Here is a 13,528-nt window from a genome sequence, read left to right as displayed (position 1 = left end):
AAAGGAGCATCCATCGTCAGAACCTAAACCCACTTCTTCAATCAAAATCGCAATCAGCCCAAATCCATGCCCCCAGCCCATCACGCACAAACCTCCCGCGGAGCGGGTTCGTTCCGTGGCGCAAAGCAGACTCCCCCAATTTCCCGGCAGGGGCTATACTCCTCTTGGCTCAAGGCTTGGCGGCAACATTCTGTTCGCCCAATTCCGCTGCCACATCGTCGGCGCTTTTCCAGGCTTGACCACTTTCGGCGAGACCTAGCCCGGCGTTAAACAATGACTTCATGCTTGGCTGATCCATGACGAGAGAGCCTTGATAGGGAAAGCTTGATGGGATCCAAGTCATGCGAAAGGCCATCTCGTTGCTCGTCGCGAAATAGGCTGTCAGCGCCACATTCTGTCGGGCGCGATAGACCTGATCGATTTCAAAACTGCGGGGAATAATGGATGTGGTCTTGAGCACGCTGTTTGCCGGCCCAATCTCAATCTGACTGTTGAGAATAACGTAGAGATTAGCGCCTTTAAGGCGACGAATTATCTCGTCGCCCAAAGACATGTTCGCAGGCACGACAAAGAAGGGCACGGCAACGCCGCCATCAACATGCATTTCCTGAAAATGCTGGCCGCCAGCTTCAACGTCGATGAGTTTAGGTGGAAAGACAGCCGGTATCGAGGATGACGCCACCAAGACGTCGATGAACAAATTCCGGGCGCGTGGCCCGCCCTGCTCTGCGATCAAGCCCATATTCCAGATAGTGGAAGCACCGGTGTCGATATTGGTTGTGGCGACCAACAATAAGCGCCCCTTCCGGCTCTCGCGCGCGATCGCGGCCATAAATTTTGGTGTGACATAGCTGTCGACCCATTGATTGAAATGATCGGTGCGGTACAGGCTAGTTTGAAACAGCGCCCCAAGGCCACGGCGCACGACCAAGCGTGCGGTTTCAGGGGCGGTATAAATCTCGGTGATCGCGGGGTCCCAATCTGGGCCCAAAAAGGCATAAGGGGCGATCAAGGCGCCGCTACTGACGCCGGTTACGATTTCAAATTCTGGTCGCGTGTCTTTACGCTGCAGCCCGACTAAGACACCCACACCAAAGGCCCCTCCTGCGCCACCTCCCGATAGCGCCAAAATGTCGATGGAGCCATCAGAGGCCTCAATCGCCTTCGTGTACAAAGCGGTCACAAGGCTGCTGGCTTGTGGATCATAGGAGTTGATCCGCAACTTGGCTTGGTAGCTGGCGGGCGCGACGTGGGTGGAGCTTAAAGGTGGTGCAGGCATGCGCGACAGCGTTGCGCAGCCTGCGAGCAGGCTCACCAAGGCAGCAGCCAAGAGTTTTTTGATCACGGCTTTTAGCCCCCATGCGGCACGCATGGGTTCTGCGACGCCCAGTAGCCTTAAAGCTCATGCGAACGAGCGGCTTTGATGCAGAACAAATCCCTGCCGCATCCTCGGTTCAGGCGGGCCGGGCCGCACCGCATCAACCACAGGAACAAAGGAATAGGTGAGGCGTTCTAGGGGCCAGAGGATTTTGAGCAATGAACCATGAGCAAGCAGATGACGCGGCCCGCGAGTTGATACTCGTCGTCATGCCACCAGAAGCAGATGCCGCTTTGGACAATGCCACCGACGAAGTCGGCCCCTTGTCAGACTTCATCCGCAAGCAACCCGTGCTGACCCTATCCATTGCGTTTGGCTTGGGTCTGTTGGTCACGAGCCTCTTGGCGCGAAAACGCACATGATAGGCCGCGCCATCTCTTTGCGCGTCTTTGCGGTCATCTTTGCACTGGCATGCGCGATCTTTCTTATCATCGCGGGCTATCGTGCTTTGTTGGTCTATGCAGGGCCACTTTTGGCCCCGGTTGTGATGGCTGTCGGATGTGGGCTTGTCGCGCTTAGCCTCCTTGCACTGACCCACGTTCGTGCCAGCCGCCGCAAGGCGCGGTTACAGGCGGTGGTTGCGAGTTTGATTGACCACAAGCCAATGGCAGCCCTTGCAGCAGCTGTCGTCGCAGGGGCTGCGGCACGGTTTGGGATCGAGCCGGAGGATCTATTCCCAATCTTTGAGGCCTTTGTCCCGGATAGCCAAGCACCCGACACCACTGACGAATCCGCTCCACCACCTGCATCACCCACGCCACAAGCTCACCCCTGTCCGCCTCAACAAAGCATCCACTAGGAACACACTATGTCCAATTCAAATGAGAAGCTCGTCGCCGGTATCGTCGCCCTAATTCCTGTCGCCATAGATGCCTTTAAAGATGATCATCTGGATCGGCAGGTCGATGCGATTATGACCAACACAAAGGTGCGCGATATTGGTTCGCGCATGGCCGGTCAGACGGAGAAATACCTCCACAGCATGATCAAGAGTAACAAATTTACCCGCCAAGTCGCAGCGCAATTCAAGCCGCGCCAATCGCCAGCTCCTGCGATCTTGGCGGGACTTGCCCTCGTCGTGGCAGGGGGCCTTGTCTTTGCCTATTTTGATCGGCGCAAGACCGCGAAAACGGGAAAACCTACAGACAAACAGGCCCCTGCCAAGGACGATGAAGCCGTTAGCATGGCAGATTAAGGCGAGCCCCGCACTTGGCCCTGGCAATACATCCCGGTGTGTCTGCACGGCGAAGCCTGCTCCTTTCAAGGAACGGCCACCCTGCTGGCGCGTTCTTGAGGGGAGCAAGGCTGCCCTTCATTCAAAGCAATGAATATCTGGCATGGATCACAGCAAACACATCCGCCTCGTCGAATCCGAACTCAACGCCGCAACACTTGATGATGCGACCGTCTATGGTGCCGAAGATGCCAAGATTGGGAAAGTATCCCATGCGCATGGCATGGGCATGTCGGGCGACGTCATTGTCGATGTCGGCGGCTTTTTAAGGCTAGGCACCAAGCCTGCCTCTCTCAAGATTAATCTATTGGATCTCATGCGGAACGAGCGGGGCCACGTCCATGCGACAACGACTTGGACCAAGGCACAAGTCGAAGCTTTGCCACAGCACATGCATTCCTAAACCCACAGACTTCAGCGCCGCGCCGGATTTTTTAACGGCGCGGCGTCGTTTGGCTTTGGGGCTCTGCACGCGCAACCTGGCTTCACCCTGCACATTTTCTGCACAGCCAATCCTTAGCATCCCAATCGGGCACGCATCCGCCTTGCAAATCGGTACGGCACAACAAGCGCTCTAACGACAAGGAGCGCGTGATGGATCGATTTGGAATAGTGAAGCGGCATGGCTTTCTGGTGAAGCTAGCAACGGCCGCGATTTTGGTTCTGATGTGGGACTGGATGTTCTGGCAACAGGGCTTTGGCGTAGGAAACTTCGGGCTATTTGGCTTAGCCCTACTCACGGGCCTTATGGTTGTGCGGCCCACAATCATGTCAACGCGACAAGGGATTGGCGCGGTTATCGCCAGCGGAATTTATTGCGCCGCGATCTTTCTGCACGGCAGCCTATTCTCCTTTGCCCTCTTTTGGACAGCCATTAGTATCGCGGCATTGATCCCGTTTTCCAGCCATTTGAAAGATGGTTGGCAATGGTTCGGGCGCTTGGCAGTCCATGGGGTGGCCTCCCCTTTCTCGCCGCTTACCGATGCCGGTCTGATTGCCAAAGCACGCAAACGGTCTCCCAAGTCCAAGCTGAATGTGCGGGCAATCCTGCGTTTGTTGGCACTGCCTGTTATAGGTGGCGGAATGTTCCTGGCGCTGTTTGTTCAAGCCAATCCTGTGCTGGAGCATCTGTTTGAGCAACTCTCATTTCCAGCAATTAATGACGAGTTCTTCGGCCGCACGCTGATCGGCCTTCTGATAGGCACATTGATTTGGACCCTGTTCCGGCCATGGCGGCGAAGAGGGCCAAGAGCTGAAACGCCAGAAGCTGCGCTTGCCTCATTCAAGTCGCCATCCTTGGCGAGCCTCCTTCTATCGCTCTTCGTGTTTAACTGCCTGTTCTTGATGCAAAACGGCATGGACCTAGCATTCATGAGCGGCCTTGTGCCCCTGCCCGATGATCTGACTCTGGCCCAATATGCCCATCGGGGTGCTTATCCCCTGATCGTCACGGCCCTATTGGCCGGACTATTTGTCCTGGTACTGATGTCACCGGGCAGCGAAGCAGCACAGAACAAGCTGGCGCGAGGGCTCGTAAGCGCCTGGATCGTGCAGAATGTCCTGCTGGTCACCTCCTCCATCATTCGGACCTGGGACTATGTTGAGGCCTATAGCCTAACCGAGATGCGGATTGCCGCTTTGGCTTGGATGGTTTTGGTTGGATTTGGCTTGGCCTTGATTTGCTGGCGGCTTTTGTCTGCCAAATCGGGAGGCTGGCTGATCAATGCAAACCTGTGGGCTGTTGGGCTTGTCCTGACTGGCTTTTGCTTTGTTGATACTCGCACCCTTGCCGCTCAGTGGAATGTGACCCATGCCAAAGAGGCAGGCGGCCGAGGCGTAGAGCTGGATCTATGCTACATGGGCACTTTGGGCTCTGGTGCCATCCTGCCACTGGTATCGCTTGAACAACGGCCTTTGCCGGCTGAGTTCCAAAAGCGCCTTAGGTTTGTCCGGGAGACTATTCAGCGCCAAGAAGAGACAGCCTTGTATGACAGGGCTTGGACTTGGCGTCTCAATCATAATGTCGCCACCGCACAGCGCGCTGTAGCAAGTCTGCCACCGCTTGACTTGGGGCCGGGAGATCGGGGCTGCGATGGCAAGATAATCCTCAATTCATGGTCAAACCCAGCGTCAAGCTATAATCCCGAATCCGCATCCCCCTTGAATTGACATCTAGAGCCAGACGCGATGAACATGGAACGCATGGACCAAACAATTCTTGTCGTGGATGACGACCCACATATTCGACAGCTCTTGGTGTTTGCGCTGGCGAAGGCGGGGTATCAAACACGTGAGGCAGAGAATGGGGCAATCGCCCTAGAAATGGTCGCCAGTGATAGTCCAGATTTGATGATTTTGGACATCACCATGCCAACCATGGATGGGTTGGAAGTTTGCCGCCGGGTACGAGCCCAAAGCAATCTTCCAATCCTGTTCCTCTCCAGCCGCGATGATGAGATTGATCGCATTGTGGGGATCGAGCTTGGCGGCGATGATTATGTGGTGAAACCATTTTCGCCACGCGAAGTGGTTGCCCGGGTGGGCGGCATCTTAAGGCGGGTGGCGAGCCCGTCTTTACCCAGCCATCCAGTCACCTCTACCCACAGCAGCGCCGTCGGATCGGCTGGGCCGATCCTGCGCCATGGAGATGCGCGCCTAGATTCCGACAACTGGTCGGCTTACTGGCTCGATCGACAAGTCCCCGTGACGGCAACCGAATTCACCTTGCTACGAACCCTGATGCAAGCCCCAACCCGCGTGTTCAGCCGAGATCAATTGATTGATCGACTGCACGGCCCAGGCTTTGCCGTTTCAGATCGAACCATCGACAGCCATGTACGCAATGTACGGCGTAAGTTTGCCGAAGTCGGCTGCCCCAATATCATCGAGACGCGGCCAGCTATTGGCTATGCGATCGGCAGCTGTTCCCGAGCGGCATCGTGATTGGGGCGCTGAAATCCCTGATTGTCCGCTTTTGGCCGGTACTAAGGTTGCGAACGATTTTGTTTGGCGTGATGTTGTTTGTTGCGGCTTTGCCGGGCTTAAGCGCCATTTTCTTGCGCGTCTATGAGAATGCCCTTGTTCGGCGGACCGAAGCTGAACTCATTGCTCAAAGTGCAGCCATTGCGGCAGCCGCGGCCATTGTGTGGCCTGTTGCGCCATCAAGCTCTGCAGCGCCTGCTGATGCTCGCAATGCCACGACAGAGCGCGCTCCACCGCAGGCACATCCCGATCGCGGCAGTGGCGGCCCTTACCAAACAAGCGAGACGGAGGGCGTTGAGGATGTGTCCACCGCGATTGATCTGCGCGCCTCTCCCATTCTGCCAGAGCGACCCAAGGCCGCGCCGCTCACAGCACCGCTGGAACAAGATGCACTTGAAGCCGCGCAGCGCTTGGGGCCTGCTATCGAAGAGACCAAGCGTGTGACGCTCTCTTCCATCCTGTTGCTGGACCGCAATGGGGCCTTGCTGAACTTCCCCGGTCGCCAAGGTAGCTATCAATTCTTGCCCGAGGTGACAGAGGCGCTGGCAGGACGGCCACAAACTGTGTTGCGCCTGAACTCGACCTATCATCGTCGCACCTTCTTGGAGATCTTTAGTCAGGCAGCCAATATCCGCCTCCATCATGCAAGGCCGATACACGTAAGGGGTCAGGTGATTGGGGTTGTCCTGGTATCGCGCTCACCGCGCGCCTTGCTACGTGGCATTTATGAGGATCGCGGCAAGATTGCGTTTGGCGTCATTGGGATATTTGTGTTGCTGATCGGGCTTTCGGCGATCCTTGGCCGCGCCATTGTTCGTCCCTTAGAGTCTTTGTCGTCTGCCAGCCGTGCCTTGGCAAAGGGCAAACGCGAAACACCCATGGGATCGGCTCTTCAAGTCGTGGAAATCCGCACCCTCTATGAAGACTTTGACGCCATGGCACAAAGCATTGATCAGCGCTCGCGCTATCTGCGCGACTTTGCCGCCTCAGTCAGCCATGAGTTCAAGACACCCTTGGCCGGATTGCGCGGGGCGATTGAGCTTTTACAAGATCATGAAGCAACAATGTCTGCCGAGGAGCGGGCAACATTTCTTGCCAATATGGCAGCCGATACTGGCCGATTGTCCCATCTTGTTTCGCGCCTCTTAGATTTGGCACGGGCGGATATGCAAGCCATTGATTCCGACGCCACCACCAAGATAATCGACACATTGGCTGTCGTCGCGGATAGTTTTTCGAGCGAGCACTTCCTTATCCTTGGACCAAAGGGCCGGGCTGCGACAGCCGCTGCTGCTGCCATGGATCGACCGACCTTAGAAGCCATATTGATGACACTCTTGGAGAATGCCCGTCAGGCCGGGGCAACGCAGGTTGAGGTCTTCCTCGACCAGTTTCAGGACAGGGTGGAAGTTCGCCTCGCCAATGATGGCCCTTTAATCCCGGATGCCGACAAGGACCGCATTTTCGAACCCTTCTTCACCAGTAAGCGTGCGAGCGGCGGCACGGGCATCGGCCTTTCCATCGCGCGCTCGCTTGCGCGGGGGTACGGTGGCAGCCTAGACCTCGCCCCAGACGACGGACTGGTGACCTTTGTCTTGCGGCTACCTGTGGCCCGGCCACACCGTTAAAATCTTAGGTGTGGCCGCAAGCTCAGGGGCGAGACGCAAGCCCCCACGCCGAGGAGTCTAAACCTTCCAAGCGCCCTTAAAGTCCTGCGCATAGGCGGCGAAGGTTCGGGGCTTGGTGCCCGTGATCGTCTCCACCGCCGGGGTAAGGGCTTCTGAATAACCCGCCTTGAAGAAGCCGAGGATGGTGATCAGGAAGTGGGCATAGTCTTCTGGAAGACCAGCGCTAAGTAGCTGGGCCAGCATCGCCCCCTCGGAAATCTCCTCATAGACGATGGTCCGGCCCGTGACGTGTGACAGGATAGCGGCGGCTTCATCATGGTCCAGCGCCTCACCGCCGGTCAGATCAAACTCTTGATTGTCGAGATCGCGACGGGTCAAAAGGGATGCCGCCACGGCCGCAATGTCGCGCGCATCGATGAAGCTGCCTTTGGCTTTGCCGACAGGCAGCAGGATCTTGCCCCGCTCCAAAATGCCCTGAATCCAAAACGTATGGAAGTTCTGCATAAACCAGTTGGGGCGGATGATGTTGTAGGCGAGGCCCGATTGCTCCAGATGCCGCTCTACCTTTCGCAAGGGGGCCGCCTCATCGGCATTGGCACCCATGGCCGTCATCAAGACGATCTTCTGGACACCACTGGCAACTGCTTGATCGATCACCGGATTGAGCAATTCGTTTTGATTGGTATAGCCGGGGGGTGAAAGCAAGAACGCCGCTTCAACGCCGGCAAACGCGGTAGCGAGGCCTTCGCCTGAGACAAGATTGAGGTGGACATCTTGGGCCGTTTCCGGCGCGCGACTGGTGGTGCGCACGACGTCGTGGCCTTGATCTGACAAAAGGCGAACCAGTTGCGAGCCGACCGTTCCATTGGCACCGATCACAAGTATCTTGGACATTTTCATTTTCCTTCATGAGTTAGTGACTTGCATTTAGCTGGACTCAATAGGATGATGAATGGCAAAAATGATTCATTTCATGTCAAATCGTCCGAATATCGAACCAATTGGCGAATAGGTGGATAAGGAAGTTGGACTTACTAACAGACATCTTGCAGGAGGCTGGCCTGCAGCGTCGCCTGCTGGACCTTCGCGGTTTAGATGGGCAGACCGCCCTTCAATTCCCGTGCGAGAAAAGCATGGGCCTGCATGTTGTCATGCGGGGACGAGCCTTCATTCATTCCGCAAGCCTGAAAGAACCCATCGCGCTAGAAGCTGGCTCGATCGCGCTCATGGCGCGGGGCTGCACCCATGTGCTGAGCACATCGATAGATCCACCTGTGCACGTCACCTCGGTGGCCGGTGAATTTGCGGCCCGACCGTCGTCCTTCAGCCCCTCGCCCGCGGCCAGCGCATTGATCAGCGGTGCCTATCAATTATGGCATGACCCGGTGCACGCTTTGTTTCGCGAAATTCCGGATTGGTTTGTGCTGGACGGCCAAAGCCTAGCCAAATTCCACCCGCTCACCTTGACGATTGGCCTGTTGGATGCGGAGTTGAACAAGCCCTCGATAGGTGGGCAAACGATTATGTATGGCCTGTTGGATGTTATCTTTACCTATCTAGTGCGGGAAATGGTGGACCAACTTGGCCAAGCGCGCGCGGGCTGGAGCCAAGCCGTCGCTGATGTCCAGATTCGCAAAGCGGTGACCGTGATGCATGAAGACCCCGCGCATGGCTGGACGTTGGAAGAACTCGCCAAGCAAGCGGGCCTATCGCGCACCCTTTTGGCAGAGCGGTTCCGCCGCACAATGGGCGACACCCCTTTGAGCTATTTGCGCAGCCTGCGTGTGCAAAAGGCGATGACCCTCCTGTCAGAAGGCGACCACTCGCTGGAACATGTCGCAAGAGCCGTAGGGTTCAGCGACGCCTTTAGCTTCTCCAAAGTCTTCAAAAAGATCGTCGGCCAATCCCCCAGCGCATTCCGCCGTCAGGCGAAGCTGGATCAGACTTCGCCTTGGAAATTGCGCGTGGGGTGAGAGGGGGGCGTCACTTCACGCTTATAAAGATCGGGTTTGAGTAGAACCAAAGATCGGTCCAAGGGTCCTCCCCTTTAGGGTCCGGTTGCGGCTCAAGCTCCGTTGTGTTGGTCCCGCGGATGCGCAGATACTCGTTTTTGGTCACGTTCTTTATACGGTAGGTGATCACAGTCTGGTCGCCGACCTGTGACCAAGCGCTGGCTGTAAATCGTGCTTCCACGCGGGTTGTTGGGTTTTTGTTGGCGGCTTTGTCCGCCACCGGGCCGGTTACTTCACCGCGGATGAGATCAACGCGAGAAACAAGCGGATTGCTGCCCTGGGTATTGGGGCCCTTGTCGTCCTTAAAGCGAATGGTTACCTCGAGATCATCGCCCACTTTGGCCGATAAAGTCCCCCCCATGGAGGCGGTCGCATTGGCACCAACCGCCTTAACCGATACATCCAGTTCTGAGATCAAGTCACCCGTTGTGACAAAAATCTTGCCTGCACGCAGGCCTGAGATAATCGAGTCTGGTGTCTTGTCCGCAAACACATAGGTCTTTGAATACTCACCGGGCCAAAAATCGATGCCGCCTTCACTGTAGTGGACGTGAGAGTCAGACGTTGCCGTGATCCACCACCGGCGACCCTCGCCAAGCAAGGAATCCCACAGGCCGCCAACTTCTGCGGTCATCTGGTCATACCCGCCCATAGTTGGCGTCTTGTTATAGGCACCACGGCCATATTCTCTGGCCTCGGTGTCTGACGGTGTGGCGAGCCCAAGCTTTGGACGAGACAGGCTGCTAGCTTGATGGCCGGGTGCGCCTTCCATGCCAATGGCAACTTGGGGCGCGACGTCATTCCAGTTTCGAAACTCTTGGGGGGTGGTTAATCCATATTCGCCCATGCCTGTAGCTGAGCGCGATGGATGATGGGCGAAAAGAACTGGCTTCGGCGTTTGCTGGTTCATGAATTCAAGCGCTGAAATCATGGCAGATTCCTGATTGCGCGCTTCAGACCTTGGAAAGACCTCGCGAGAGTCAAACTTAAACTCAATATCGCGCAAGCGCTGTGCTTCGTCCGGCCCATAGGGAATGACCACACTGCTGTGGTCTGCCGCAGGTGTATTAAGCTCAATGCCAAAAAACTGAATAACCTCGGGAACCGCGGCACGCGATTGAAGTAATTCAGGATAGGCATAGTCATGATTGACTTTGCTATGGTTAGGTCCGCCATGGTCCGTTGCGACCATCCAGCTCAGACCAAACCGTCGCGCCATCGCGGCATTGGTGGTTATTGGATAGACGGCATCACCGCCCAGAATCGGAGTCGGTGGTGTGGTAGTCGTATCTAGGCCGACACTATATCGACTGTGAATATGATGGTCGCCCGCAAGCCATCTTGGGCCAGTTCTATCATCATGCTTCGGTGCAAGCTTAGGTGCGGACGTTTGCGGCGCGCTGGCTTTGGGAGGGGCATGGCGACCATGTGCCATAACGCTGCCAGACAGGGCTAAACTGATCAGCGCACTGACCAAAGCCACATGGGAAACGGTGCCCCGTTGCGATGTCGCTTGTGATGAAGGGTTTCTCATACCTGTCGTATTCGCATTGCGCATCATAACCGCTCCCACGTTTGCAGGAGGGAGTTAGCCGCAACGTGCGTTATTCTTATGACACTCATGGATCTTCAGCGAAGGCGTACGCAGTCAAAAGCTTATGAATACGATAAGGCGTCGTAGTCTTTGAAACACAGGCCCGGTGAGACTATTGCTGGCAAACAAGCATTCACCTAGCCCTCCCGCTGCGGGCAATAGTCCCCTTGCATAAGGTGCATCGGGCCGTTGGAGTCCATCTTGGTCACCCAAATCCGCAAGGAGTGGTTCTGTCCACATTGCTATGGGGCAATTACATCGGCTACGAACACTCGCCCGACAAAACAAAAAGGCGGAAAAGCCGAAGCTTTCCCGCCTTCCGTCGACTAAAGGTCGGTTGAGTTTAGAAGTTAGCCTTCAAGCTGACATAGCCAAAACCACCATTCATGCCGAATGGACCACCGCTGCGGGGATAGACCTGACCATCGGCCAGACCGCCACTGATCGGGAACACATTGATGCTGGACGACTGGGCGATCTTGTCTGGATAGGCGCTGAACAAGTTCTGGGCGCCGATCGTGACAGTGTATTTTTCAGCAAATGTGTAGCTGACATCGAGGTCAACCGTCGTCTTGGCCCCAAACACTTGGCCTGGATAGTCTTGCTCGTTGCGCCACTCTCCGAAGTAGTTGGCACGGGCATTGACGGACCAATCACCCCAAGACCAGTTGCTGCTGAGGTTCAAGCGGTCCTTAGGCGCAACATTTTCGATCGTGATGATCTGGGCATTGCTGATCACGGTCGAGCGGGATTTGGTCACCTCATTCTCGTTCCGGTTGTAGGCCAGGGTGAAATTCACGCGCGCGCCCAATAGCTTGGTCGAGTGCGTGCCCACGATATCGATACCCTTGGTCGAGGTATCGAGGCCGTTTGTGAAGTAGCGGATGTTCGCGCCGGCACCAACCAAAGAAAGGCTAGGCTGAACCAGCAGGTCCGCCGCTGTCACAAGGAACGGACGGGTGATGAAGATCCGGTTCTGCACGTCGATCTGATAGGCATCGATCGTGAGCGAGGTTCCTGCAAATGGTCGCAGAATGAAGCCAACACCATAATTGGTTGCTTCAGCTGGCTTTAGAGGAACTGCGCCGTAGTAACGCGCAACCCCTCTAGCGACCGGGAAAATCCCCTCTTGAACCTGGTTGCCGGCCACGAAGTTTGTGGTCACGTTTTGCAGGTTCGACTGGCCAGGTGATGGTGCTTGGAAGCCCGTACCAACTGAGCCGCGAAGCGACAGAATATCGGTGGCCTTATAAAGGGCGCTGATCTTGCCGACGGTTGCGGTGCCGAAGGTATCATACTCTTCGAAGCGGGCTGCGATACCGCCACTCAAGCGGTCGGTCACATCGGCTTCCAGATCCACGTAAAGAGCATAATTGGTTTGGTCCCAAGTCCCGGCGCTGGAAGGTGGTGCACCGGCATAACCCCTCGACGCTGGCGGCACCGCAATGTTGGTAACCCCAGGAGGCAGCGTGGTCACGGGCGCAAAAACACCTGGCGAGGTTTGTGTGAACAGGCGTTGTACGGTGGCATAGGGGCCAGCTGCATAGGACTGAAGCTCGCCGGTTGGGACGGTGTAGGATTCCTTGCGCCATTCAAAGCCCCCGGCCAAGGTCAGTGGACCAGCAAGGCCAACATCCATCGGATAGGTCAGATCGACGTTGAAGTTCTCCAACTTCTGCTTAAACGCCCCATATTCGAAGCTCGTCTTGGACTGCGGGCCAAACGATGCGTTCAACGAGTCTTACATCGAAAGGTCAAGCGAGTTTTCCGAAATCGTGGCCGATACATCATAGGTCAAGCCGGAGGTGGCCTCCCCTTTGACACCAGCAACGGCAGTCAAGGATTCCGTCACACCGACAAAGCGTGGCGTGAAACCAGCTGGATAGATGGACCGGAAATCAAACCGGTTATTGTCCAAGATAAAGCCACCAGCAGGGCAGGTCGCGTTGTTTGTTGGGCACGGGGTGGTAAAAAAGGTATTGCGGAACGCGGCGTTTGCGCTAGGCAGGTTTACGGTGACGCCAGCGGCGTTCACAGCTGTCCCTGTGTTGGTTTGGCGGAAGTTAAAGCTCTGATCGCCTTCGCTGCTGGAGGCATTCATAAAAGCATAGAGGCTTATCTTGTCAGAGAGGTCATAGCCTGCGTTAACAACGGCTTTCCAGCCATTGGTTGGCGATGAGCCCCAGATTTGGTCTGGCCCAGGAAAGTTTGGTAACTGGCTGGCAAGGCTTGGGTTCTGTTGCTCGAACAAGATCGCGGCAGGCCGGCGTGCACCACGGCTGGTGCCTTGGTCATCGAAATACTCGGCGCTGAGGTTGACGAAGCCGTTTTCACCAAGGCCGAGACCCCAGTTAATGCCGATTTGAGCACTTTCCCCGTCGTCGGCGTCGAGGCTTTTGCCATAGCGCGTAACGACTTCCACACCATCTGCATTGTCACGGAGGCCAAAGTTCATCACGCCGGCGATCGCGTCAGAGCCATATTGCGAGGTTGCGCCATCGCGCAGGATTTGCAGGTTCTTGATAGCAATTGAGGGGATCGATGAAATGTCTGGGCCATGTGAACCAAACGATAGAGCTGTATCACCGCCGACAAAGGTCTGAACCAAGGCCGAGCGGTTGAAGCGCTTGCCGTTCATCATGACAAGAACCTGATCTCCCGGCAAACCGCGCAAGTTTGGCGAACGCACGAAGGTACCCG

13 protein-coding genes are annotated in these 13,528 nt (G+C 56.2%); 8 read left to right on the top strand and 5 right to left on the bottom strand.

From position 1 onward, the window contains the following. Positions 1-169 precede the first annotated feature (169 nt). Complete coding sequence (locus ACIQ20_RS13645; RefSeq protein ID WP_395781190.1) at positions 170-1,372, bottom strand: patatin-like phospholipase family protein; 1,203 nt, start codon at positions 1,370-1,372, stop codon at positions 170-172. 164 nt (positions 1,373-1,536) lie between these two features. Here ACIQ20_RS13645 and ACIQ20_RS13640 point away from each other — a divergent pair, with 164 nt between their 5' ends. From ACIQ20_RS13640 to ACIQ20_RS13610, 7 genes are all read left to right on the top strand, one after another. Then, positions 1,537-1,740, top strand: a complete 204-nt coding sequence (locus ACIQ20_RS13640) for a hypothetical protein (RefSeq protein ID WP_395781188.1) — start codon at positions 1,537-1,539, stop codon at positions 1,738-1,740. Beyond that, complete coding sequence (locus ACIQ20_RS13635; RefSeq protein WP_395781186.1) at positions 1,737-2,177, top strand: hypothetical protein; 441 nt, start codon at positions 1,737-1,739, stop codon at positions 2,175-2,177. Before ACIQ20_RS13640 ends, ACIQ20_RS13635 begins: the two co-directional genes overlap by 4 nt. Before the next feature lie 9 nt (positions 2,178-2,186). Beyond that, entirely contained in the window at positions 2,187-2,573 is a 387-nt protein-coding gene (locus tag ACIQ20_RS13630; protein ID WP_395781184.1) for a hypothetical protein, read from the top strand. Positions 2,574-2,715: 142 nt separating this feature from the next. Beyond that, on the top strand, positions 2,716-3,015 hold the full coding sequence (locus ACIQ20_RS13625; RefSeq protein ID WP_395781182.1) for a hypothetical protein: 300 nt from the start codon (positions 2,716-2,718) through the stop codon (positions 3,013-3,015). Positions 3,016-3,206: 191 nt separating this feature from the next. Next, positions 3,207-4,781 carry a DUF4153 domain-containing protein gene (locus ACIQ20_RS13620; RefSeq protein ID WP_395781180.1) on the top strand — a complete coding sequence of 525 codons (1,575 nt, stop codon included), beginning with the start codon at positions 3,207-3,209 and terminating at the stop codon, positions 4,779-4,781. Positions 4,782-4,799: 18 nt separating this feature from the next. After that, a complete protein-coding gene (locus ACIQ20_RS13615) occupies positions 4,800-5,555 on the top strand; it encodes a response regulator transcription factor (protein WP_395781178.1) in 756 nt (251 codons plus the stop codon). A 47-nt stretch (positions 5,556-5,602) separates the two neighbouring features. After that, positions 5,603-7,222, top strand: a complete 1,620-nt coding sequence (locus ACIQ20_RS13610) for an ATP-binding protein (protein ID WP_395781176.1) — start codon at positions 5,603-5,605, stop codon at positions 7,220-7,222. A 57-nt stretch (positions 7,223-7,279) separates the two neighbouring features. Here ACIQ20_RS13610 and ACIQ20_RS13605 read toward each other — a convergent pair whose 3' ends face one another. After that, positions 7,280-8,116 (bottom strand): SDR family oxidoreductase, encoded by an 837-nt coding sequence (locus ACIQ20_RS13605; RefSeq protein WP_395781174.1) that lies wholly within the window; start codon positions 8,114-8,116, stop codon positions 7,280-7,282. 131 nt (positions 8,117-8,247) lie between these two features. Here ACIQ20_RS13605 and ACIQ20_RS13600 point away from each other — a divergent pair, with 131 nt between their 5' ends. After that, a complete protein-coding gene (locus ACIQ20_RS13600) occupies positions 8,248-9,195 on the top strand; it encodes an AraC family transcriptional regulator (protein WP_395781172.1) in 948 nt (315 codons plus the stop codon). A gap of 10 nt (positions 9,196-9,205) precedes the next feature. Here the strand turns inward: ACIQ20_RS13600 and ACIQ20_RS13595 are convergent, their stop codons facing one another. From ACIQ20_RS13595 to ACIQ20_RS13585, 3 genes are all read right to left on the bottom strand, one after another. Further along, positions 9,206-10,795, bottom strand: a complete 1,590-nt coding sequence (locus ACIQ20_RS13595) for a phosphoesterase (RefSeq protein ID WP_395781170.1) — start codon at positions 10,793-10,795, stop codon at positions 9,206-9,208. Between the two features lie 376 nt (positions 10,796-11,171). Beyond that, complete coding sequence (locus ACIQ20_RS13590) at positions 11,172-12,563, bottom strand: TonB-dependent receptor domain-containing protein (protein ID WP_395781168.1); 1,392 nt, start codon at positions 12,561-12,563, stop codon at positions 11,172-11,174. 6 nt (positions 12,564-12,569) lie between these two features. After that, positions 12,570-13,528: TonB-dependent receptor plug domain-containing protein (locus ACIQ20_RS13585; protein WP_395781166.1), on the bottom strand; the 959-nt coding region annotated here is incomplete at its 5' end.

Origin of the sequence: Aquidulcibacter sp. (genome assembly GCF_044346625.1) — a bacterium.
GTDB lineage: Bacteria > Pseudomonadota > Alphaproteobacteria > Caulobacterales > Aquidulcibacteraceae > Aquidulcibacter.
This window is presented reverse-complemented; position numbering and strand designations above follow the sequence as displayed.